This window comes from Xanthomonas sp. NCPPB 1325, assembly GCF_041477645.2.
GTDB classification, from domain to species: domain Bacteria; phylum Pseudomonadota; class Gammaproteobacteria; order Xanthomonadales; family Xanthomonadaceae; genus Xanthomonas; species Xanthomonas cannabis.
Genome location: NZ_CM192985.1, coordinates 1818622 through 1841427, shown reverse-complemented (window position 1 = coordinate 1841427; position 22806 = coordinate 1818622). Strand labels below are relative to the sequence as shown.

Sequence of the window (22806 nt, the reverse complement as noted above, 5' to 3'; positions counted from 1 at the left end):
TGTGACAGGGAGCGCCGATCCCTACACTGATGTGGTCAGCGTTTGATGCTTTCCCCGGGGGTGCACTGGTTTCGACGGGGGTCGCGAAGTCGCTTGGCGCATGCCGAGGGGGCAGCTTTCCTCGTTAATCCAGCAGCAAACTTTTAGTTGCCAACGACGACAACTACGGTTCGGACTACGCTATCGCCGCTTAATTGGCTTTAGTTGTTAGTTCTACAGCCGCCTAAGGCGAACCCCCGAACCTACTTGTGCCCGTGCTCGTAGATGTAGGGTCATTATCACGGAACCGCCGGTAGTGGCTGCCTGTCAGCTGCCGGCTAGATCAAGCAGGCTGGTTTCCAGGTGCGCTTTGCCCGCCGTGCTGCCTGGGAACGAGATCTAACGGAGGGATAAGCATGTAGTGCCGGGGATGGAGTGCTTCCGGACGGCGGTTCGATTCCGCCCACCTCCACCACACCACGGTCCTAAGACGACCGACCAAGGCCGGGAATCCTTCCATGACGGGTTCCCGGCCTTTTTCATGCGCGGTCGATGCGTTTGCGTAGCAGGCGGGACGCCGCGGTGAACAGTTCGCCACCAGGCGTGTCAGTTAGTGACGCGCACCGTCGGTTCGGCGCCCGTGCTGCGCGGCTGCGGGCAGGGTTCGATGTCCGTATCCAGAGCCGCCTCACCGCGGAGTTGATCGAACAGCGCGAGCAGTTCGGTGGCTTCCTGCTGCAGCAGGACCAGGGCGCTCTTGTTGGGCTCTTCCACTGCATTGCTCCGACGGCGCTCCCCAGCGCCCTGCGGCAACCGACGCAAACTGCGTGCCAGCGTGACGATGCCGGCAGCCGCGACGCGTGGGCTCAGTCGGTTGGCCCACCTCGCACATTGACACTCGGGGGCAGAGACCCGCCGATCAGCAGCGGGAAGACAACGGCACCCTCAACATGCGGCGGAGCACCAGCCGTGAGCAGGATCGAGGCGATAGCCGCTCAGGTGTATTCGAGCTGCCGCTGTGCTTCGGCGTGCATGGCTTCCAGCGTCACCATGCCGGCGACGCGGGCGGCCGACATGGCGCTGCGGTGGTCCGGGAATGTCGGCGACAGCCTGGCGCCTGCGAGCTCGCCGCTCGCCTTGCCGGTGCCGATCTGCTCGATGTTCCAGTCCGCGCTCCAGGACTCGGCGGCATCGCCACTGCGCGCTGCGTGGCAGGTCAACTGGTAGCGTCCAAGAAAAATGACCAATGTGTGCTCGGCTCGACGGTTCGTCACGAGCATACCGGCACGGTGTGGCCGCGACGAGTGCTGCCCCGTCTGCCAGCTGACTGCCCCACCTGGGCACGCGGCTTGCATCGGACTCAACCAGACCATCGGTGTTGGGGAACACGGTGTTGACCAAAAAAGCAAAACGCCGTGCCGCCGGAGCCTTGCTGCTCGGCGGGGCCATCTTCGTCCTGATCGGAGTGGGCGGTTACTTCACCACCCAGCGTTCGCTGTCCGATGCCGGCTGGGTGACGCATACGCAGGAGGTATTGGCCGGCATCGACGAGATCCAGGCGGGCCTGCTGTCGGCAGAGTCGTCGGTGCGCGGCTACGTGCTCACCGACAACGAGGCATTTCTGGGGGTCTACGCCGATGCGATCGGGCGCCTGCCCGAGCGCATCGTGCGGCTGGATGCCCTGGTCCAGGACAACCCGGTGCAGAGGCGCAACGCGCGTGCGCTGGGGCAGCTGGTGGACAAGCGATTGGTGCAGATCAACGACCTGCTGCACAGCTATCGCGCGCATGGACTGGATGGCGCGCGCGGGTCGATCGCGCGGGGCGTGTTCCAGACCTCCGCGGCCCTACGGCGGCAGGTGCAGACCATGACCGAGCTGGAACGCCATGAGCTGGTCAAACGCACCGAGGCCAACACCAGCAGCGCGCAGTGGGTGCTGCGCATGACCGTGATCGGCATCGTCAGCGGGCTATTGGTGATGCTGCTGGCCTACCGCCTGCTGGCGCGCGAGCTGCAGCGGCGGGTGCATGCCGAAGACGCTGCCAGCCATACCAGCGAGCGCCTGGTGGAATCGTTCGCGGCCCTGGAGCGCACGTCTGCCGGCCTGGAAGCGCTGGCGCGGTATTCGGGCCTGCTGCAGAACTGCCGTGACGCCGAGGAAGCGCTGGAAATCACCGCACGCACGATCGCGCCACTGATTCCCGGCGCCGCAGGGGCAGTCTACCTGCTGCGCGCATCGCGCGATCGCGCCGAGCAGGTGGTGGCCTGGGGCGCAATGGCCGACGGCGACAGCCCGAGCATTGCGCCGGACACCTGCTGGGCGCTGCGTCGCGACCGTACCCATGTGGTGGATGACGCCAGCGCCGGCATGCTGTGCCGCCACGCCGACGCCAATCTTCCGGCGCATGCCAGCACGGTGTGCATTCCGTTGTCGGCCCAGGGCACACAGCTGGGCATGCTGGCACTGCGCAGCGACGACCCCGGCGGCCTGGCCACGTTGACGGTGGCCGAAGCGGCGGCCGAACAGCTCTCGCTGGTGCTGCACAGCCTGCGTCTGCGCGAGACGCTGCGCCAGCAGTCGATCCGCGACCCGCTCACCGGCCTGTACAACCGACGCTATCTGGAAGAAGCGCTCAACCACGAACTGGCGCGCTGCACACGCCGGGTGCAACCGCTCTCGCTACTGATGCTGGACGTGGACCATTTCAAGCGGTTCAACGACCTGCACGGCCACAGCGGCGGCGATCGGGTGCTGGCGGCGATCGGCGAGCTGCTGCTGGCGCAGACGCGCGGCGAAGACATCTGCTGCCGCTACGGCGGCGAGGAATTGACGATCATCCTCCCGGAGGTGGACCTGCCGGTGGCCTGCATGATGGCCGAGAAGCTGCGCGCCGGCATCGAGGCCTTGCAGGTGATGGCCGATGGCGTGTCGCTGCCGAAGATCACCGCATCGTTCGGTGTGGCGAGCTTTCCCGAGCATGCGGGCAACGCCGGGCAACTGCTGCGGCGCGCAGACGAGGCGCTGTATCGGGCCAAGCAGGCCGGACGCAATCAGGTGGTGGGCGCCGCGGTGCTGGCGCGTGCAGAGCCGGCCCCGCTGCCTTTGAGCGATATGGCTGCTCGGCAGCTGTGATCAGCCCAATGCGGCCAGGCGGTGATGGAGTCTGCTGGCCGATCCTGCTGGAACTATTCGTCAGCAGTTATAGCGACTGGCGACGCGCCAGCTAGTGGCAGGCCCCTTGATGGTCTGGGCGGCTATGGGATACGACATGGCGTGCAATGCAAACGCTGCATCTCAATCCGGCACACGGCGCTCGCACCCGCAGCAACTCCAGGCGCAGCGTACCCGCTACTACGGCGCAGCCTCAGCGACAGGCGTGCCCGTCTTCATCGGTGGGAATCAGCCCGGCGCCCGCCAGCATGCCGTCGACGCGGGTGCGGACATACACCGCGTCCTCGGGCTCGGCACTGCGCAGCAACGCTTCAGCGCGCGCCTGAAAATCCAGGTAGTCGAAGTCCGCATCGTGGTCGGCAGCCAGGTGTGGCAGTTCGTCCTGCAGTGCATCCAGGCGGGTATCGAGTTCTTCGCGGCTAGGCATGGCGGACTCCAACGACAAAGGCCATACGGTTGCGGCAAGGCCGTCAAGAATGTGCGAAGCCCTGCCGTGCAACGCTTCATTTTCCTACCCATTGCGGTGGTGTTCGCATACTCAACTTTGTCAGGGCCCGGCCGATAATGGTGCCGACTCCTACAGAACCTTCCATGTGATCCTCCACCTGCGGCGGGATTTCCGCCTCGGCATCGTCAAGATGCTCGGGCCAATCACCGCGCTGTTGCTTTGCCTCTATGCGGTGTACCTGGCCATGACCGGCCAGGTGGCTGCGTGCCTGATCACTGCGGTCGTGGGCGTGCTGGCGATCTGGCGCGGCTGGCAGATGCGCGATGCCGAACGCACCGGCACCGGCGGCGTCTGGCTGGCGTCGATCAATGTCGCCGGCTGCCTGGTGGCCTGCTGGACCGGGGGCGACGGTGCCCTGCCCTGGCTGTTTCCGGTGCTGGCAACCAATTATTTCTTGTGCGGGCCACAACGCGCGGTGTTGCTGAGCCTGCCGTTGATGGCAGCGCTCTTGTTCTTGCCCGGCCTGATCGTCAGCCCCGGCCAGGGCGTGTCGACGGTGGTGGTGACGCTGGTGACGCTGGCGGTGGGCTATGCGTTCTCGTTGCGCATGCAGGACGACCGCGTGCATCTGGAAGAATTGGCCTCGCTGGACGCGCTGACCGGGTTGCCCAACCGGCGCATGCTCGAACGCGCGCTCTCCCACCAGATCGACCAGCGCCAGCCGCAGGAGCGGCTGAACAGCCTGATCATTCTCGACCTGGATCATTTCAAGGAGGTCAACGATCTCTACGGGCACGCCGCCGGCGATGCGGCGCTGTCGGACCTGGCGACCATCCTGCGCTACGAAGTGCGCGAGCCACATCAGGTCTTCCGCTTCGGTGGCGAAGAGTTCGTGGTGCTGCTGCGTGCCGGCTCGCTGGCCGAACTGGAAGCGGCTACCGAGCGTCTGCGCAAGGTGATCCGTAACGGACTGCGTGGCCCGGGCGGGCGGATCACGGTGTCGCTGGGGGCCGCGCGCCACGATGGCGAGACCCACTGGCAGGACTGGTTTTCGCGCGCCGATGCGGCGCTGTATCTGGCCAAGAACAGTGGCCGCGACAGCGTGCGGGTGGCTGACTGAGCGCAGCGCGCGCCAACCCGGACGGCGGCACGCGCGCCATCTGCCTGCCGATGGCGCACCCTGAGCTGGACGCCCCACTGCGGTCGTGCGACGGGGCGGTCCACTGACCGCCCCGCGCGTCCATCAACGCTTGACCACCACCGCCACCGGAGCGGCGGGTGCTTCGCCCTGCTTCCAGCCGCCAAGCGCCTTGTACACCCCGACCACACCGACATTGACCGCCGCCTCGGCCCGCGCCAGGGCATCGTCCGCCGCCAGCTGGGTGCGCTGTGCATCCAGCAGGGTGAGAAAGTCCTCCGAGCCCTCGCGATAGCGGATCTGCGCCAGCTGCTCCGCTCGCCGCGCAGCGTTGGCCTGCTCCACGACGATCGCCAGACGTGCCTGCTGGCGGCCGTACCCGATCAAGGCGTTTTCGGTATCTTCCAGTGCCAGCAGGACGGCCTGCTGGTACTGCGCCAACGCGCCCTCGGCCTGCGCCTTGCTCGCACGCAGGCGCGCACGCACGGTGCCGAAGTCGAACGCCGCCCAGCTGATCGACGGGGTGATCGACCAGGCCTTGGCATTGCCCTCGGTCAACCTGGCGGCATCGCCGGACAGGAAGCCGACAAACCCACTCACGCTGATGCGCGGGAACAGATCCGCCGTGGCCACGCCGACCTGCGCGGTGGCTGCGGCCAGCCGGCGTTCGGCGCTACGCACATCCGGACGCTGACGCAGCAGGCCGGCGGTGTCGCCCAGCGGCAATGGGCGTGCGAACGCCGGCATGCTGCGCGCCACCAGGGTGGCATCCAGCGCGTCGGGCTGTTGCCCCAGCAACACTGCCAGACGATGGCGGTACTGCGCTTCTGCGGTTTCCAGCAACGGAATATCCGCTTCGATCGCCTTCAACCGCGCCAGGCTGCTCTGCACATCCAGCTCGCTGCCGGCGCCCAGGTCCCAGCGCGTCTGCGTGAGTTTCTGGGTGTCGCGCAGATTGGTCAGGGTGCGCTTGGAGACGTCGAGCTGCTTCTGGGTGCCGCGCAATTCGAAGTAATTGCGCGCCACTTCCGCGGCGACAGTGACCTGCACGTCCTGCAGGTTGGCCTGCTCCGCATCCAGATCGGCGCGTGCGGCTTCCGACGCGCGACGCTGGCGACCGAACAGGTCCAGTTCCCAGGCCGCATCCAGACCGAGCGTGGTCTGCTCGGTGAGGAAGCGCTGATTGCCGGCGATCACCTGCTGCTGCTCGCGGCGATCGAAGCTGCCTTGTGCGGTGATGTGCGGGGCCTGGTCGAGCCGGCGCTCCACAAACACCGCGCGTGCCTGCTTCACCCGCGACACCGCAATGCGCAGGTCGTGGTTGGCGAACAGCGCATCGCGCACCAGTTGCTCCAGCACCGGGTCGTCGAATTGCGACCACCAGTTGCCGACCGGCGATTCGGCGCTGAAGGCCGCGTCCTGCGCGCCCTGCAGCGTCACCGAGGCGGGTGGGTCGGGCCGGTAATCCGGCCCGACCGCGCAACCGCTGAGCACCAGCGCGGCCAGTGCCGCGCCGAGCAATGTTCTTACCATGGCAAGGTCTCTCCCAGGTGGGTGTAGCTGCCGGTGGCGCCGTGCGCGTCCAGCAGCGCCATCTGCACGCTGCTGTGCGCGCCCTGCTCCACCTCGATCTCGCCGCCGCCACCGTTCATGTCGGTCTTGACGTAGCCCGGATGCACGGTGTTGACCTTGATCGGGGTGTCGCGCAGTTCGTAGGCCAGATGCACGGTCCAGCTGTTCAACGCGCTCTTGGAGGCGTTGTAGGCCGGCACCTTGAAGTCATAGATCGGCGAGCCGGGCTGGCTGTGCAAGGTCAACGAGCCGAGGATGCTCGACACGTTGACGATGCGCCCAGCCAGCGAACGACGCAGCAGCGGCAGGAACGCCTTGGTCACGCCAACCACCGCGAACAGGTTGGTGTCGAAGGTCCGCTTCCACGCATCCAGGCTCTGCTCGGAGGGCTTGCGCTGGATGTCTTCGACCATGATGCCGGCGTTGTTGACCAGGATGTCCAGGTGACCATGGCGCTGCTCCACCGTGCCCACGGCAGCGGCGATGCTGATGTCGTCGTTGACGTCCAGTTGAATCGCTTCCACCGGCAGGCCTTCGGCCTGCAGCTTGAGCGCGGCGGCGACGGCGTCGTCGCGCTTGCGGCCGGCCAGCAGCGTGTGCACGCCGGCCTGGGCCAGTTGCCGAACGGTTTCCAGGCCGATGCCGCGAGTGGCGCCGGTGACCAGTGCGATCTTGGTGTTGCTCATGTGGTGAATCCTCTTTAATTGGGGGAAGTGACGGGCTTACGCCTTGACGGCGTCATGCGAAACGGCAGCCGGTGCAGCGGGACCGCGACGGGTCACCCACTTGCGCAGTGCCACATAAAACACCGGGGTCAGGAACAGACCGAACAGGGTCACACCCAACATGCCGGCGAAGACGGTGATGCCGGTGACCGAGCGCACTTCGGCGCCGGCACCATGGCCGAACACCAGCGGCACAGTGCCGGCGATGAAGGCGATGGAAGTCATCACGATCGGGCGTAGACGCAGGCGGCAGGCTTCCAGTGCGGCTTCCACGATGCCCTTGCCGTGCATTTCGAGTTCGCGGGCGAACTCCACGATCAGGATCGCGTTCTTGCACGCCAGGCCCATCAACACCACCAGACCCACCTGCACGAACACGTTGTTGTCGCCACCGGTCAGCCACACACCGAACAGTGCAGACAGCAAGGTCATCGGCACGATCAGGATCACCGCCAGCGGCAAGGTCCAGCTTTCGTACAACGCGGCCAGCACCAAGAACGCCAGCAGCACCGCCATCGGGAACACGATCAACGCCGAGTTGCCCTGCGTGGACTGCTGATAACTCAGGTCGGTCCACTCGATGTTCATGCCGTTGGGCAACACCTGCGGTGCCATGCCGGCCAGCTTCTGCATCGCTTCGGTGGACGAGAGTACGCGCGGGTCCGCTTCACCGATGAGGTCGGCGGCCGGGTAGCCGTTGTAGCGGATCACCGGGTCCGGGCCATACGTCTGGCCCAGCGTGACCATGCTGCCGATCGGCACCATTTCGCCATTGGCGTTACGGGTACGCAGGTTGGCGATGTCTTCGACGCTGTCGCGGAACTGTCCATCGGCCTGGGCAATCACCTGATAGGTGCGACCGAAGCGATTGAAGTCGTTGATGTACGACGAGCCCAGGTAGGTCTGCAGCGTGTCGAACAGGTTGGTCAGCGGCACGCCCTGCGCCTTGGCCTTGTCGCGGTCGACCTTGGCATCGAGCTGCGGCACGTTGGCCTGGTAGGTACCGATCGGGAACTGCATGCCCGGCGTCTGCGAGATCGCACCGGACATCGCGTTGACCGCGCTCTGCAGCTGGCCATAGCCCAGGCCCGCACGGTCCTGGATGTACAGCGAGTAGCCCGAGCCCTGGCCCAACCCCAGGATCGGCGGCGGCATGAAGGCGAACGCAAAGCCCTGCTGGATCTGGCTGATGCGTGCATTGAGCTCGGCGTTGATCTGCACCGCGCTGCGGCTGCGCTGACTGAACGGCTTGAGCGTGATGAACACCGTGCCGGTGTTGGGCGTGTTGGTGAACTGCAGCGGATTCAGGCCGGGGAACGCGATGGTGTGATCCACGCCTTCGGTCTGCATTGCGATCTGGCTGATCTGGCGGATCACCTCATTGGTACGTTCCAGCGAGGCGCCTTCCGGCAGTTTGGTACCGGCAATCAGGTACAGCTTGTCCTGGGTCGGAATGAAGCCGCCCGGCACCAGCTTGAACATGAAACCGGTGCCGACCAGCAGCAGCAGATACACCATGAACACCGCACCGCGCTTGCTCAGGGTACGCGACACCGCGCCCTGATATTTGTGCGAGCTGCTGTTGAAAAAGCGGTTGAACGGACGGAACACCCAGCCGAACAGACGGTCGATCAATCGCGACGGGCCGTCCTTCGGCGCGTCGTGCGCCTTGAGTAGCATGGCCGCCAGTGCCGGCGACAAGGTCAGCGAGTTGATCGCCGAAATCACCGTGGAAATGGCGATGGTCACCGCGAACTGCTTGTAGAACTGGCCGGTCACGCCCGACAGGAACGCCATCGGCACGAACACCGCGCACAGCACCAGCGCGATGGCGATGATCGGCCCGGACACTTCGCGCATCGCCTGGTGCGCAGCGGCCAACGGGCTCAGCCCTTCTTCGATATTGCGCTCGACGTTTTCCACCACCACGATCGCGTCGTCGACCACAATGCCGATCGCCAGCACCAGCCCGAACAGGCTCAGCGTATTGATCGAAAAGCCGAGCAGATACAGCGCGGCAAACGTACCGACCACCGACACCGGCACCGCCAGCAACGGAATGATCGACGCACGCCAGGTCTGCAGGAACAGGATCACCACCAGCACCACCAGCAGCACCGCTTCCAGCAAGGTGTGCACCACTGCGCTGATCGAGTCACGCACGAACACGGTGGGGTCGTACGCGGCCGACCAGGCCATGTCCTGCGGGAACTGCTTTTCCAGCTCGGCCATCTTGGCGCGTACCGCGTCCGACAGTTCGATCGCGTTGGCACCGGGCGACTGGAACACGCCCATGCCCACCGCGTTCTGGTTGTCCAGCTGCGAGCGCAGGGTGTAGTTGCCGGCGCCCAGTTCCAGACGCGCCACATCGCTCAACCGCACGATCTCACCGCTGTTGCCGCTGCGGATGACGATGTTGCCGAACTCTTCTTCGGTGGTGAGGCGACCCTGCGCATTGATCGAGAGCAGGAAATCGCTCTTGTTGGGCATGGGTTCTGCGCCGAGCTGGCCGGCGGAGACCTGCACGTTCTGCTCGCGGATGGCGGCAACCACATCGCTGGCGGTCAGGCCGCGCGCGGCCACCTTGTCCGGGTTCAACCAGATGCGCATGGCGTAATCGCCGGCACCGAACACGCGGATCTGGCCCACGCCAGGCAGGCGCGACAACTCGTCCTTAACCTTCAAGGTGGCGTAGTTGCTCAGGTACAGCGAGTCGTACTTGCCCTTGGGCGAGGTCAGATGCACCACCATGGTCAGCGTGGGCGACTGCTTCTGCGTGGTCACGCCCTGGCGGCGCACGTCCTCGGGCAGACGCGCCTGCGCCTGGCTGACGCGGTTCTGCACCTGCACCTGCGCCTGGTCCGGGTCGGTGCCCGGCTTGAAGGTCACGGTGACCATCAGCACGCCGTCCGAGCCGGCGACCGACTTCATGTACATCATGTTTTCCACGCCGTTGATGGCTTCCTCAAGCGGCGTGGCGACGGTCTCGGCGATGACCTTGGGATTGGCGCCCGGATACACCGCGCGCACCTGCACGCTCGGCGGTACCACTTCGGGGTATTCGCTGATCGGCAGCAGCGGCATGGCGATCAGGCCGGCCGCGAAGATGATGATCGACAGCACCGCGGCAAAGATCGGCCGGTCGATGAAAAAACGGGAAAAGTCCATTCGGGTGGTCCTGGAAGAGGTTGCCGCCGGGTGGCGGCGCGGCACGGCGGCCCCGAGCCGGCCTAGTGAAAGGGCCGGCGGTCATGGGCTGCGCTGCAGCGATGAATCAGTTCGAAGCGGTGCGTTTGTCCGCTGCCGGCGCCGATGCCATGGCCACGGCCTTGGCATCGACCGGCATGCCGGGCATGAAGATCTTCTGCACGCCGTCGACCACGACACGGTCACCGGCCGCCAGGCCCTTGCGCACGATGCGCAGACCATCGGCAGCGCGGCCGAGCTCCACATCGCGCCGCTGCGCCTTGCCGTCCTTGTCGACCACATAGACGTACTTGCGGTCCTGGTCGGTCAGCACGGCCTTTTCGTCGACCAGCATGGCCTTGAACTGGCCGCTGCCCAGCAGCTGCACGTGGGCGTACAGGCCCGGCGTGAACTGCCGCTGCGCGTTGTCCAGCACCGCGCGCACGCGGATGGTGCCGGTGCTGCGGGTCACCTGGTTGTCCAAGAAATCCACCCGTCCTTCGTGCGGAAAGCCCTGCTCGCCGACCAGGCCGATGCGCACCGGCAACTGACCGCCGCGTTCGTCCGGACGCTCGCCGTTGCGGGCCATCTGCGAATAGCGCAGGAAGGTGCCTTCGTCGGCATCGAAATAGACAAACACCTTGTCCAGCGACACCAGCGTGGTCAGCACGCTGGCGCTGTCGCCGGCGGTGACCAGGTTGCCGGCGGTGACCATCGCCCGCCCGGCGCGGCCGTCGATCGGCGCACGCACGCGGCTCCAGTCCAGGTTGAGCCTGGCGGTGTCCACCGCGGCCTGTGCGGCCAGCAGGTCGGCATCGGCCTGATCGGCGGCGGCGCGGCGCTGCTCCCAGGTTTCGGTGGAGATGGCCTGCTGGTCGGAGAGTTTGCGTGCACGCGCGGCTTCGCTGCGCGCCAGCGTGGCCTGGGTGCGGGCCCGCACCAGCGCGGCATTGGCGCGGGCGAAATCGGCGCGATAGCTACGGTCGTCGATGCTGAAGAGTACATCGCCCTTCTTCACTTCCGCACCTTCGGTGTAGTTGACCTTGTCGATGTAGCCGGACACGCGCGGACGCAGCTCGACGCTTTCCACCGGCTCAATCCGGCCGCTGAATTCGTCCCACTGGCTGATTTCCTTGATCAGCACCGGGGCGACACTGACGCTGGGCGGTGGCGGCGCGCCGGTCTGCGCAGCGCCGCCGCCACAGGCGGCAAGCACCACCGCGAGCACGGCGGCCGTCAGCACGGGACGCATGGGGAAACGGAACGGGGTGGCGTTCGGGGTCATGGAGACATCTCTCGAGTGGGGATAGGCAAATGCAGACCGGCCAACCGGTCCACCGACGGGGCGGAGGGCAGACGACGGCTGACGGTCACGATGGGTTGTCCGGGCTGGCCAGGCCCGGCGATCAGGGAGACGGCGGCGCGCCCGACATCCACGGCGCGAATCCATTCCGGACAGGCCTCCTTCGCGCGGCCGGGCGTACACACCGGTTGCTCGACCGAGAGCAGGTGCACACGCACGCCCAGCGGCTTGGCTTCTTCATGCAGCACCTGGGCCAGCATGCGGGTGGCGGCGGCGGCGACCGAGCGGTCGCCATGCGCCGACCAGGCACGCAGCGCGCAGGGGCTGCCGAGCAACAGATAGCGGCCGCCACCGTCGGCCTCGGCCAGCAGCGGCAGCAGGTGGCGGGCAGCAGCCAGATGCGGTAGCACGTCGCGCTCCAGGCGGCGGCGCAATGCCGCCACCGGCCGGTCCAGCAGGCGCCCGGCCTTGGGCGGGCTACCCAGGCTGGCGATCACCGCGCCCAGCGGACGAGGGCGCTGGGCCAGCTCGGTGGCCAGGGCCAGCGCGGACGCATCGTCGGCGACCGAGCCGCGCAAGGTATCCAGCAACGGCGAATCGCCATGCTCGGCACGCAGCGCCGCCAGCTTGGCGGCATCACGTCCAATCACCAGCACCGGCATGCCGGCGTCAAGCAGCGCGGCGACGATGCCCGCGCCCACGCTGCCCGCACCGCCTATGACCGCCGTCTCGGATTGGACCATCCCGGTCATGGGACTTTCACTCCCGACATCGGGACAATTCCACGCTGTGCCCAGCGCGCCGGCAGTCCAGTCCGCCGCGCGGGCGCGCCGCCGGCCTGCCGTTTCGGCGATGCGGCAAATGCACGCGAAACGCTGGCGCGCTGGCTTTTTACCGAGGAAATCACCGGATCGAAGGCGCTTTCGATGGCGCTGCGGGACGCGGAAGACAAACCGAAGACATCGCACAACCACATGGCCGTGCTCCTGCATGGAGGGGATGCCGCATAAGCTAGGCCTCAAAGCAGCACTTGATTAGTCCGGATTTAGGGGAATAATCGTCCCGCAAGCGGTCTAATCCCTCCTGACCCTCGGAAGGCAGTCCCATGACACACGATCTCAACGACACCCTGATCTTCGTCAAGGTGGTCGAACAGGGCAGCTTCATCGCCGCCGCCAACGCGCTCGGCCTGCCCAAGACCACCGTCAGCCGGAAGGTGCAGGAACTGGAAACGCGCCTGGGTGCGCGCCTGCTGCACCGGACCACGCGTCGCATCGGCCTGACCGAAGCCGGCTCGGTGTACCACGAGCATTGCCAGCGCATCGCGCGCGAGCTGGAAGAAGCCGAAAGCGCGGTGGGGCAACTGCAATCGGGCCCGCGCGGCTGGTTGCGTTTCACCGTGCCGTATTCGCTGGGCATCACCTGGATCGCGCCATTACTGGGTGAATTCCACGCGCAATATCCGGAAATCCAGCTGGACATGCATCTGGGCAACGAGAAGCTGGACCTGATCGGCGGCGAAGCCGATCTGGCGCTGCGCGTCGGCGCCCTGCCCGATTCGAATCTGGTCGCGCGCAAGCTGGGCAGCCTGCGCACGCAGGTGTTCGCCAGTCCGTCCTATATCGAACGTTATGGTGAGCCGCTGCATCCGGACGAGCTGCAATTCCATCGCACCCTGGCGTTGCGCAAGAACCGCAATGTGCATAACAACCGTTTCTTCTGGTCGCTGAGCGACGGCAGCGACATCCGCGATTTTCCGGTCAATCCGCTGATGGTGGCTAACGACCCGGCGGCGCTCAACGGTGCGGTGTTATGCGGTGAGGGCTTGCTGCTCACCGGCGATGTGATGGCCAAGCCGTTCGTGCAATCGGGTCTGGTACGCCGCGTGCTCGCTGGCTGGACCGGGCCGGAAGTGGATTTCAATGCCGTGTTCGCCGGCGGTCGATTGGTGTCGCCGAAGGTGCGTGCATTCGTGGACTTTCTGGTGACGCGGATGAACTTCGACGCGGACTACATGATGGCGCAGTGCCCTGCCCGTCTGGCCGCGCAAAAAGCCGACCACGACGCGAAGGTCGAAGTGGGCGCAGAAGCGGAACTGCGCGCCGAGGGCAAGCGCATCCTGGAAAACGCCACGGCGTAAGACCGCTTCAAGCAGTCGCCCAATGGAGTAATCCTTCTCCCACTCAGGAGAAGGTGCCCAAAAGGCCGATGAGGGTACGTCTGCGAGCGATGGTTGAATGCCGGTGCGTGTTGCATCAAAGCGATGTAGCGCCAAGCCGTTGAGCAACACAGGTCCCGGACTATCTAGATCAGAAGCTTGGTTAGTCGAGTGCGCGGTGCCCTCGCCAGGCAGTCGGCTGGTGTTTTAAGCTCTACGCACCGACCAACTCGACTGGTCCTTGCCCGCCCACCGTCGCGGGACCTTGAGCGGCATGGATGCCGCGCCAGAGAGTTGGCTGGCTGTTTTATTGAAAGCTCTGCGCAACGAGCAACTTGACTGGTCCTTGCCCGCTCACCGTCGCGGGACCTTGAGCGGCATGGATGCCGCGCCAGAGCCTTATCTGTTCGGAATGTGGCAGCGTAGGTGTCGAGAGCCGGCGTGGGCTGCCGTATGAGCCTGGATCTAAGCGATCGCCTTGGAGCTTGGCACCCACGCCGGAATCTCCCTTGTTTCGCCCGAACAGTTGCCCGAGGTGACACTCGAAACGATAAGACTGGGCAGGCGAGGGAGCTCTCGACATTTCCAGCCTAGCGGAGATCTCCCATGAGCGGAATCGGGATCGATGTGTGCAAGAAGTCCCTGGATGCGGCTGTCTTTCAAGGTGAGGCCCGCCAGTTCAGCAACACGGCAAGCGGGCACTGCAAGCTCGTCCATTGGCTGAGGACACTGCCAGTTAGGCAGGTGGTGCTGGAGGCGACCGGTGGCTACGAGCTGGCCGCGCTGGACGCGCTGCATCAGGCGGGAATCCCGGTGGCACGCGCCAATGCGTCTCGGGCGCGTCACTTGGCCAACGGCTTGGGACTGGCAAAAACCGATCGGCTGGACGCGGGCATGCTGGCGTGTATGGCCGAGAAGATGGAGCTTCATCCCTATGTTCCACTGCCGCCGTGGCAGCGTCATCTGGGCGAGCATGTCCGCGCCCGCCGCCAGCTCATCGATCTGCTGAAGACGGCCAAACAACAGCTGTTGCAGGTGGCGGACAAACCGCTACGCAAGCTGCTGCAGGCCAACGTGAACCAGCTCGTGCGCAGTGTGGCGCGGCTGGATGAACTGATCGCCGGGCAGCTAAAGACGCTGCTCATCGAGCAACCGCACCTGGCGGCGTTGAAGACGCTCAAAGGGGTCGGTCCGGTATTGCTGGCCGTGTTGGCGTGCCGGTTGCCGGAGCTTGGGACGCTCAACGGAAAGCAGATCTCCCGATTGGTGGGGGTTGCCCCGCTATCGCGCGACAGCGGCAAGATGCGTGGGAAACGAGGGATCGGCGGAGGCCGTGCCGATATCCGGCAAGCGCTGTACATGGCGGCGATGTCCTCGGCGCGTCACGAGCCCCGCCTGCGTGATTTTTATAGAGCGTTACGGACACGCGGCAAGGAAGGCAAGGTCGCGATCGTGGCGGTGATGCGCAAGATGCTGGTCATCCTCAATGCGCGCGTGCGCGATGAAAGAGCCGCCACGCAGCCAGCCTGAGCATGCTCGATGGCCATGAGCAGACGCAAAAGCGTGCCGGCCAGCGGCCGCCACCTATGGATGAACACGTCTGAAGGAAACCGATCAGAGCTCGCGGATCGAGATCCTGATCAACACAGTTGCTCCAGGGACGGATTCACGGCGTGTCCTGCGATGGTGGGCGGGCAAGGGCCCTGCAGCAAACGCAAAGACGTCGAGTGCGCGGTGCCCTCACCGCTCGCGGGACACGCCGTTAACCCGTCCATGGGGGCTCGGTGGCGGCATCCATGCCGCCAACGGTCCCGCAATCGGCGAGGACACCACGCCAGACAGTTTGCTGGCTGTTTTATCGAAAGCTTTGCGCAACGACCAACTCGACTGGTCCTTGCCAGCCCACCGTCGCGAGAGCTTGAGCGGCATGGATGCCGCGCCAGAGCCTAGAAAGATGTACTTGCAGCATGTCACGCGATGGTGAATGGGCAAGGGCCCTGCAGCAAAGGCGCACATCAGCTGCTTTTGACGATTAGACATGCAGTGCAAAAAAACAGGCCGCTTCCGCGGCCTGTTTTCAATACATCGCGGGCCAGTCGAATCGACCAAGCCACGATTCAATGCAGCACACTCACCGCATGCCGGTATTGCTGGCGGCGCCTTCGGCGCGCAACGGAATCAGGCGAATTTCGACGCGACGGTTCTGTGCGCGGCCGGCATCGGTGCTGTTGTCGGCAATCGGGTAACGCTTGCCGGCGCCCATGGTTTCCATGCGCTCACGTTGCACGCCCTGCGCGGTCAGGTATTGCGCCACGGCACCGGCGCGTTCTTCGGACAGTCGCTGGTTGACCGCATCGCTACCAACGCTGTCGGTGTGCCCAACCACTTCCACCATGGTCTGGTTGTACTCCCGCAGCGTGGACGCGACCCCGTTGAGCGCGCTGTAGAACTGCGGCTTCAACGCGGACTTGCCGAAGTCGAAGGTGATCCCGTCGGGCAGGTTCAAGGTGATGTTGTCGCCCTGACGCTGCACTTCGATACCCGTATTGGCGGTGCGCTCGCGCAGTGCGCGTTCCTGGCGGTCCTGGTACTGGCCGACTGCTGCACCACTCAGCGCGCCGATGCCGGCACCGACCATGGCATGCTGGCGACGCTCGGTGGCGCTGTCGCCGGTAAGCAGACCTGCAGCCACACCGATGGCGGTACCGATCAGCGCATTGCGGCCGGTGCGGTTCTGCTGTTGCGTCTGCTCGCCGTATTGATCGCGCTGCACATACGAGCCGCCGGTCGCGCAGGCTGACAGCGCAATGGCGCTGGCCAGTGCAACGGCGAGGCTCTTGGTGGCTGCTGGGGACATGGTGTTCTCCTCTCGCCGGACCATCCGGCGCTCAATCGTGTGCGCGAGGATAAACAGACCAACGCGACTGGCGCATGATGAAAGCGGGCGACGGCGACGCGCAGCGGGTTGTCCATTCAGGAAAACGTTTTCTCGCGCGCATCATGGCAAAGCAATCGTGGCGTGCCGACCCGCTGGCCGCACAGCAGCACCAGGATGACGCGTGCCGTACTTGAAAAGCGCCACATTGCAGCAGCACGCGTACCAAAATGCATTGCTGTCGTCAGTCGTCAGCCGCGCGTTTTTGCATACGCCGCCAGTGCGGCGTCACGTCCTTCGGCCAGCCCGATGATGGGCGATCGCGGATACTCCGGCGCAAGCCGCGCCAGCGACAGCGGATGCAGCCACGGAGCGAAGCGCTCCTTCACTGCAAGCTTGCCGAGCTCGGGCACCCAGCGGGTGATGTAGGCCGCTTGCGGATCGAACTTTTCTGCCTGCGTCACCGGGTTGAACACGCGGAAATACGGCGCGGCATCGGCGCCAGTGCCGGCCACCCATTGCCACCCCATGGTGTTGTTGGCCAGGTCTGCATCCACCAGCGTGTCCCAGAACCAACGCGCGCCTTCGACCCAGTGCACGCGCAGATGCTTGCACAGCAGGCTGGCCACGATCATGCGAACGCGGTTGTGCATCCAGCCGGTGTGCCAGAGTTGCCGCATGCCGGCATCGACGATTGGAATGCCGGTGCGGCCACGTTGCCAGGCCTGCAGGACCACCGGATCGGCCTTTGCCCACGCGAAGCCTTCGAAACGCGGATTGAGATTCCGGTTGGTGGTGTCCGGGAAATGATGCAGCAGGTGATACGCAAAATCGCGCCAACCCAACTGGCGGATATAGCCATCGATTTCAGCACCGTTGCGTGCGTTGCGATGCGCTTCAAGGGTGGCGGCAATCCGCCACGGCGCGATCTCGCCGAAGTGCAGATGCGGCGATAGCTGCGAGGTACCGACACGATCAGGTCGGTCGCGATTGTCGCGATACCCGTTGAGCGCGCCGTCGATGAAAATCTCCAGCATTTCGTGCGCGCCAGCCTCGCCAGGCTGCCAGTGCTCCCAGAAGCCGGTGTCCCACTTCAGGTCCGGGCGCAGCGCCAGCGACTCCAGCGCAACGGACGGCAGCGTTGCTGGCAATGGCGGCAGGCTGCGCGGTGCGGCCACCGCGGCCGGCAGCTGCAGCTGCGTCAGCGCATTGCGCCAGAACGGGGTGAACACCTTGTACGGCCCGCCCTGCTGCGTGGACAGCTGCCATGGCTCGAACAACAGCGATGCATTGCAGCTCTGCACGTCGATGCCGCGTTCGCGCAGGTTGCGCTTGATCTGGGCATCACGCGACTGGGTCGCCGGTTCGTATTTGCGGTTCCAGTACACCGCCACCGCACTGGTCTGGGCGACCACCTCCTCCAGCACCTGCTCGCTGCTGCCGGTCCGCACGACCAGCCCACTGCCCAGCGCGCGCAACGATGCCTCCAGCGCGGCGAGCGAGTGATGCCGCCAGCTGCGCGAGGCCGCACCGGGTGTCCATTCGCCTTCTTCGTGCGGCGCATCGATATACAGCGGGATCGGATGGTGCCCGGCATCGAGTGCGGCACGCAGGGCCGGGTTGTCCTCCAGGCGCAGATCGCGACGGAACCAGACGATGGCGTATGACATGCGGACTCGGCAGCGGCGGTGAGGCTGCGCAGCATAAGCCAGCAAACGCAACGATGGCGCGATGCCGGGCGGCGTTCACTGCCGGCATGCCGGTCGTCGTCCTAAGCATGCGCACTGGCAGACCGCGTGCCGCAATCGCTGCGCAAGTGCCAGCGCAGCGACATCGCCACCATCACGCGCCTGCGCCTAGCGGGCGACGCGGGACGTGCCGCGCCGCCGCCGTCCAATGCCCTCCACGCGCGCGGGCACCGGCCGCGCGGCCGTTACTCGAAGCTGCCCACCGAATCGTGCGCCAGATTGTCGAAGCGGGTGTATTCACCGAAGAACTTCAGCTTGCACGCCCCGGTCGGGCCGCCGCGGTGCTTGCCGATGATGATCTCGGCTAGACCCTTGTCCGGCGAATTTTCCTTGTTGTAGTAATCGTCGCGGTAAATGAAGACGATCATGTCCGCGTCCTGCTCGATTGCGCCCGATTCGCGCAGGTCGGCCATCACCGGGCGCTTGTCGGTGCGCGTTTCCAGCGAGCGGTTGAGCTGCGACAGCGCGATCACCGGCACGTTGAGTTCCTTGGCCAGGCCCTTGAGTCCACGCGAGATTTCCGAGATTTCCGTTGCGCGGTTCTCGCTGTTGCCCGGCACCGACATCAGCTGCAGGTAGTCGATCACGATCAGGCCCAGATCGTGTTCGCGCTTGAGCCGGCGGCACTTGGACCGCAGCACCTCCGGCGACACGCCAGGCGTGTCGTCGATGAAGATCTTGGTTTCCTTCAGCATCTTGATCGCGCCGGTCACGCGCGCCCAATCCTCGTCTTCCAGCGCGCCGGTACGCAGACGCTGCGCGTTGATGCGGCCGTTCGACGAGATCAGGCGCATCGCCAGCTGCGAGGCCGACATTTCCATCGAAAATACCGCCACGCCCTTCTTGGATTTGATCGCGGCGTATTCGGCGATGTTTAGCGCAAAGGTGGTCTTGCCCATGGCCGGACGTGCCGCCAGGATGATCAGGTCGGTCGGCTGCAGGCCGGCGGTCATCGCGTCGAAATCGGTGTAGCCGGTGGGAAGGCCGGTGATGTTGCCGCCGTTTTCAAATCGGTTGCGCAGCTCTTCGAAGGCATCCTTCAGCGCGCCCGGCATGGCGACGAAATCGGTGCGGCCGCGCGCGCCGGCTTCGGCGATCTTGAACACGGCTTTTTCTGCGGCCGACAGCAATTCAACGCTCTCGCGGCCTTCCGGCTGGAAGCCATCGTTGACGATGGTGGTCCCCACCTCGATCAGCTGCCGCAGCACCGCCTTGTCGCGCACGATTTCCGCATAGGCGGCGATGTTGGCCGCCGACGGCGTAGTGCTGGCCAGCTCGATCAGGTAGGCGCCATCGCCCACCTGCTCCAGCTTGCCCTGCGACTCGAACCACTCGCCCAGGGTCACCGCATCGAACGGGCGGTCCTTCTCGTTCAATTCGCGGATGGCGCGGTAGATCAGCCGGTGATCGCGCCGGTAGAAGTCGTTTTCGGTGAGCTGGTCGTTGACCCGGTCGAATGCGTCCGGCGCCAGCATCAGCCCGCCCAGCACCGCCTGTTCGGCCTCCACCGAATGCGGCGGTACCCGCAGCTGGTCCAGACGCGGCTCGGGACGATCATAATCGTCGTCGTCGCGATCGCGATTGCGCTTGGAACGGAAACCAGGACGAGCAGACATGGACGAACAGACCTGACGCGGGGAGACGAGGGCAGGAAGCATAGTCATCGGCGGCGCCGACGACCATGCACAACTCTGTGGATAACTGGTGGACAGCCGGTGCATCAGCGTTGTACGCCACCGCTATCGCAGCGGCCGAGACGCCCGCCCCGCCTGGGTTTGCGGCATGCCCCCGGCCCGTCCGGCAGGCCTGGGCCGGGCCGGGAATCGCTGTGGTCAACTCAGCGCTTGGTGCGCTCGATCAGGCTCAGGAAGGCGTCGATGAAGCCCTGCAGGAACGTGCGGCTGTCGGCGTTGGCGAGCTGGTCGTCCGGTCCGAACAGGCCGTCCTTGTACTGCAGGAACACCTCCGGCTGGCCGAGCACATGCATGTTCAGGTAGGCCAGCACGTTGCGCAGGTGCTGCTGAGCGGTGGCGGTGCCGATGGCGCCGACCGAGATGCCGACCACCGCTGCCGGCTTGCCGGAAAACGCGCTGTCGCCATACGGGCGCGAGCCGGTATCCAGCGCGTTCTTGAGCACGCCGGGGATCGAGCGGTTGTATTCGGGGGTCACGAACAACACCGCATCGGCGGCGCGGATTTGCTGTTTCAGGCGCGTGCCTTCGGCCGGGAAATCGCTATCGCGATCCTGGTTGTACAACGGGATATCCCCGATTTCCACGTACTCGAACACGGCCTTGTCGCCGGCCAGATGCTCCAGCGCGCGTGCCAGCTGACGGTTGTACGACGCTGCGCGCAGGCTGCCGACGAGAACGGCGATGGTGAACTTGCTCATGGGAACGCTCCATTGGGGAAACCAGCGCCCGACTCTAGTCAGCCCGACGCGCACACCCGGTGAAACGCCTCAGCGGCTCACCGCCGCCCGCTGCGCGCGCCAATGCGCCTGCCATGCCTGGAACATCAGCACCGTCCACAGGTGCGTATGCCATTTGCGCTCGCCGCCGTTGAAGGCGCGCCAGAGCCCGGCCACGGTATCGGCGGCAAACACGCCCTCGCGCTCCAGCGTGCCATGCGCCAGCAGATCGTCCGCCCAGCGGTGCAGATCGCCGCGCAACCACGCACTGACTGGCGCGCCGAAGCCGCGCTTGCCGCGGTACACCATCGGGTCGGGCAGGTAGCGGCACAGCACGCGCTTGAGCAGGTACTTGCTGACGCCATCGCGGTACTTGAGCGACAGCGGCAACGACCAGGCGAACTCGGCCACGCGCCAGTCCAGCAACGGTGCGCGCGCTTCCAGCCCCACCGCCATGGTGGTGCGATCCACCTTGCACAACAGATCGTCGGGCAGGTAGGCGGCAAAATCGGCCAGCATCATCGCGTCGGCCGGCGTGCCCGAGCCGTGCAGCGGGTCGGCCAGGCTGTAGAAACTGTCCGGCTCGGTGGCGCCCAGCACCACCGCGGCCGGATCGCGCCAACGCGAGATGCGGTTGCGGTAGATGTCGCCGATGCCACGCGCGCCGGCTTCGGCCACCAGCGCGGCCAACCCGCCGGTGCGCGAGGACTCGCCGTTGCTGCGCGCCGCCACCGCCATCAGCCGGCGCAGCGGACCCGGTACCAGGCCGTGCATGCGCCAGTTGCGCAGCGCGCGCTGGTAGCGGCCGTAGCCGAAGAACAGTTCGTCGCCCCCGTCGCCGGACAGCGCCACCGTCACCCCGCCGCGTGCCAGCCGCGCCACCAGGGCCGTCGGCACCTGCGAGGCGTCGGCAAACGGTTCGTCGAACATGTCCGGCAAGGTCGGCACCACCGCCAGCGCATCGGCGCCGCTGACATAGAGCTCGGTGTGGTCAGTGTGCAGATGCGTGGCCACTTCGCGCGCCAGCGGCGCCTCGTCGTGATGCGAGCCTTCGAACCCAATGCTGAAGGTGTGCACCGGATGGGCGCTCTGCGCCTGCATCATCGCGGTGACGATCGACGAATCGGTGCCGCCGGACAGGAACACGCCCACCGGCACGTCGGCCACCATGCGCAGCGCCACCGCATCGCGCAACACGCTGTCCAGTTGCGCTTCGGCCTGCGCATCGGTGCCGGTGAACGGCGCTGCCAGCGCGCGCTGCATCGCTTCGCGCGCATTCCAGAACGGCTGCTGCGCCTGATCCGGCCGGTGCGCGGCAGCGCCCGCCGCCACGGTCTGCGCATCGATCCGCAGCACCCGGCCGGGCATCAGCTTGAAGGTGTGCTCATGGATGCAGGCCGGGGCCGGGATGTAGCCCAGACGCAGCAGCAAGGTCAGCGCGTTGCGATCGACGCCATTGTCGAAATCCGGGTGCTGCCACAACGCCTTGAGTTCGGAACCGAACACCAGGGTGTCGCCGGCCCAGCCGTAGTACAGGGGCTTTTTGCCCACCCGGTCGCGTGCAAGAAACAGACAGTTGTCGCGCTCGTCCCACAGCGCGATGGCGAACATGCCGTTGCAGCGGGACAGGGTGTCGTCCAGGCCCCACTCCACCACCGCCGCCAACAGCACCTCGGTATCGGAATGACCGCGAAAACGATGCCCCAGCGCCGCCAGGGCCGCGCGCAACTGCGCGAAGTTGTAGACCTCGCCGTTGTAGGCCAGCACATAGCGGCCGTCGGCCGAGCGCATCGGCTGATGTCCCAGCGGCGACAGATCCAGGATGCTCAGCCGCTGGTGCGCCAGCGCCACGCCAGCCTGCGCATCGCACCAGGTGCCGGCATCGTCGGGGCCGCGATGACGCACGGCCGCACCCATGGGGCGCACCAGCGCGTCGAGCTGCTCGCCGTGCAGGCGCGGCGAGGCCAGCAGCAATCCTGCCAATCCGCACATCCTCAGCGCCCCTGCGACATGACGGTGGCCGGGCGAGAAGCGCCGGCACACCGCGCACTGCCGGCGTGCCGGCCTTGGCGCGAGTGCGCGGGGGCCGATC

At 65.9% G+C, this 22806-nt stretch carries 18 protein-coding genes and 1 other RNA gene; 5 read left to right on the top strand and 14 right to left on the bottom strand.

Annotation, left to right across the window (positions count from 1 at the left end; genetic code table 11):
* Nucleotides 1-56 precede the first annotated feature (56 nt).
* Nucleotides 57-454, top strand: a transfer-messenger RNA (tmRNA) gene (ssrA, locus tag ACCQ10_RS07710).
* Between the two features lie 131 nt (nucleotides 455-585).
* Here ssrA and ACCQ10_RS07705 read toward each other — a convergent pair.
* Complete coding sequence (locus ACCQ10_RS07705; protein ID WP_158255442.1) at nucleotides 586-753, bottom strand: hypothetical protein; 168 nt, start codon at nucleotides 751-753, stop codon at nucleotides 586-588.
* A gap of 221 nt (nucleotides 754-974) precedes the next feature.
* A complete protein-coding gene (locus ACCQ10_RS07700) occupies nucleotides 975-1226 on the bottom strand; it encodes a hypothetical protein (RefSeq protein WP_372363078.1) in 252 nt (83 codons plus the stop codon).
* A 143-nt stretch (nucleotides 1227-1369) separates the two neighbouring features.
* Here ACCQ10_RS07700 and ACCQ10_RS07695 point away from each other — a divergent pair, with 143 nt between their 5' ends.
* Nucleotides 1370-3112, top strand: a complete 1743-nt coding sequence (locus tag ACCQ10_RS07695; RefSeq protein ID WP_372362685.1) for a sensor domain-containing diguanylate cyclase — start codon at nucleotides 1370-1372, stop codon at nucleotides 3110-3112.
* 232 nt (nucleotides 3113-3344) lie between these two features.
* Here the strand turns inward: ACCQ10_RS07695 and ACCQ10_RS07690 are convergent, their stop codons facing one another.
* Nucleotides 3345-3650, bottom strand: coding sequence for a hypothetical protein (locus tag ACCQ10_RS07690; protein WP_372362684.1), 306 nt, complete (start codon nucleotides 3648-3650; stop codon nucleotides 3345-3347).
* Between the two features lie 94 nt (nucleotides 3651-3744).
* Between ACCQ10_RS07690 and ACCQ10_RS07685 the strand changes: the two genes are divergently transcribed.
* Nucleotides 3745-4719, top strand: coding sequence for a GGDEF domain-containing protein (locus tag ACCQ10_RS07685; protein WP_372362683.1), 975 nt, complete (start codon nucleotides 3745-3747; stop codon nucleotides 4717-4719).
* Nucleotides 4720-4842: 123 nt separating this feature from the next.
* Here the strand turns inward: ACCQ10_RS07685 and ACCQ10_RS07680 are convergent, their stop codons facing one another.
* From ACCQ10_RS07680 to ACCQ10_RS07655, 6 genes are all read right to left on the bottom strand, one after another.
* Entirely contained in the window at nucleotides 4843-6270 is a 1428-nt protein-coding gene (locus tag ACCQ10_RS07680) for an efflux transporter outer membrane subunit (RefSeq protein ID WP_372362682.1), read from the bottom strand.
* Entirely contained in the window at nucleotides 6264-6995 is a 732-nt protein-coding gene (locus ACCQ10_RS07675; RefSeq protein WP_166743256.1) for an SDR family oxidoreductase, read from the bottom strand. Before ACCQ10_RS07675 ends, ACCQ10_RS07680 begins: the two co-directional genes overlap by 7 nt.
* Nucleotides 6996-7031: 36 nt before the next feature.
* Nucleotides 7032-10202: an efflux RND transporter permease subunit gene (locus ACCQ10_RS07670; protein WP_047696763.1), complete on the bottom strand. Its 3171-nt coding sequence runs from the start codon at nucleotides 10200-10202 to the stop codon at nucleotides 7032-7034.
* Nucleotides 10203-10308: 106 nt separating this feature from the next.
* Nucleotides 10309-11505, bottom strand: coding sequence for an efflux RND transporter periplasmic adaptor subunit (locus ACCQ10_RS07665; protein WP_039403326.1), 1197 nt, complete (start codon nucleotides 11503-11505; stop codon nucleotides 10309-10311).
* Complete coding sequence (locus tag ACCQ10_RS07660) at nucleotides 11502-12275, bottom strand: SDR family oxidoreductase (RefSeq protein WP_047696767.1); 774 nt, start codon at nucleotides 12273-12275, stop codon at nucleotides 11502-11504. Before ACCQ10_RS07660 ends, ACCQ10_RS07665 begins: the two co-directional genes overlap by 4 nt.
* Nucleotides 12272-12499, bottom strand: a complete 228-nt coding sequence (locus ACCQ10_RS07655) for a hypothetical protein (RefSeq protein ID WP_372362681.1) — start codon at nucleotides 12497-12499, stop codon at nucleotides 12272-12274. The genes ACCQ10_RS07660 and ACCQ10_RS07655 overlap by 4 nt, the downstream gene beginning before the upstream one ends.
* Before the next feature lie 129 nt (nucleotides 12500-12628).
* Between ACCQ10_RS07655 and ACCQ10_RS07650 the strand changes: the two genes are divergently transcribed.
* Both ACCQ10_RS07650 and ACCQ10_RS07645 read left to right on the top strand, forming a co-directional pair.
* Nucleotides 12629-13663, top strand: coding sequence for an XC_2801 family transcriptional regulator (locus ACCQ10_RS07650; RefSeq protein ID WP_166750359.1), 1035 nt, complete (start codon nucleotides 12629-12631; stop codon nucleotides 13661-13663).
* Nucleotides 13664-14287: 624 nt separating this feature from the next.
* Entirely contained in the window at nucleotides 14288-15211 is a 924-nt protein-coding gene (locus ACCQ10_RS07645) for an IS110 family RNA-guided transposase (RefSeq protein ID WP_184386145.1), read from the top strand.
* Between the two features lie 601 nt (nucleotides 15212-15812).
* Here ACCQ10_RS07645 and ACCQ10_RS07640 read toward each other — a convergent pair.
* The 5 genes from ACCQ10_RS07640 to asnB form a co-directional block, all read right to left on the bottom strand.
* Entirely contained in the window at nucleotides 15813-16538 is a 726-nt protein-coding gene (locus ACCQ10_RS07640; protein WP_039403338.1) for a YiaD family glycine zipper/OmpA-like lipoprotein, read from the bottom strand.
* A gap of 269 nt (nucleotides 16539-16807) precedes the next feature.
* Nucleotides 16808-18226, bottom strand: coding sequence for a cryptochrome/photolyase family protein (locus ACCQ10_RS07635; protein ID WP_372362680.1), 1419 nt, complete (start codon nucleotides 18224-18226; stop codon nucleotides 16808-16810).
* A gap of 263 nt (nucleotides 18227-18489) precedes the next feature.
* Nucleotides 18490-19920, bottom strand: a complete 1431-nt coding sequence (locus ACCQ10_RS07630; protein WP_039403345.1) for a replicative DNA helicase — start codon at nucleotides 19918-19920, stop codon at nucleotides 18490-18492.
* A 221-nt stretch (nucleotides 19921-20141) separates the two neighbouring features.
* Nucleotides 20142-20696 carry an NADPH-dependent FMN reductase gene (locus tag ACCQ10_RS07625; RefSeq protein ID WP_372362679.1) on the bottom strand — a complete coding sequence of 185 codons (555 nt, stop codon included), beginning with the start codon at nucleotides 20694-20696 and terminating at the stop codon, nucleotides 20142-20144.
* 69 nt (nucleotides 20697-20765) lie between these two features.
* Nucleotides 20766-22706, bottom strand: a complete 1941-nt coding sequence (gene asnB, locus ACCQ10_RS07620; protein WP_372362678.1) for an asparagine synthase (glutamine-hydrolyzing) — start codon at nucleotides 22704-22706, stop codon at nucleotides 20766-20768.
* Nucleotides 22707-22806 lie beyond the last annotated feature (100 nt).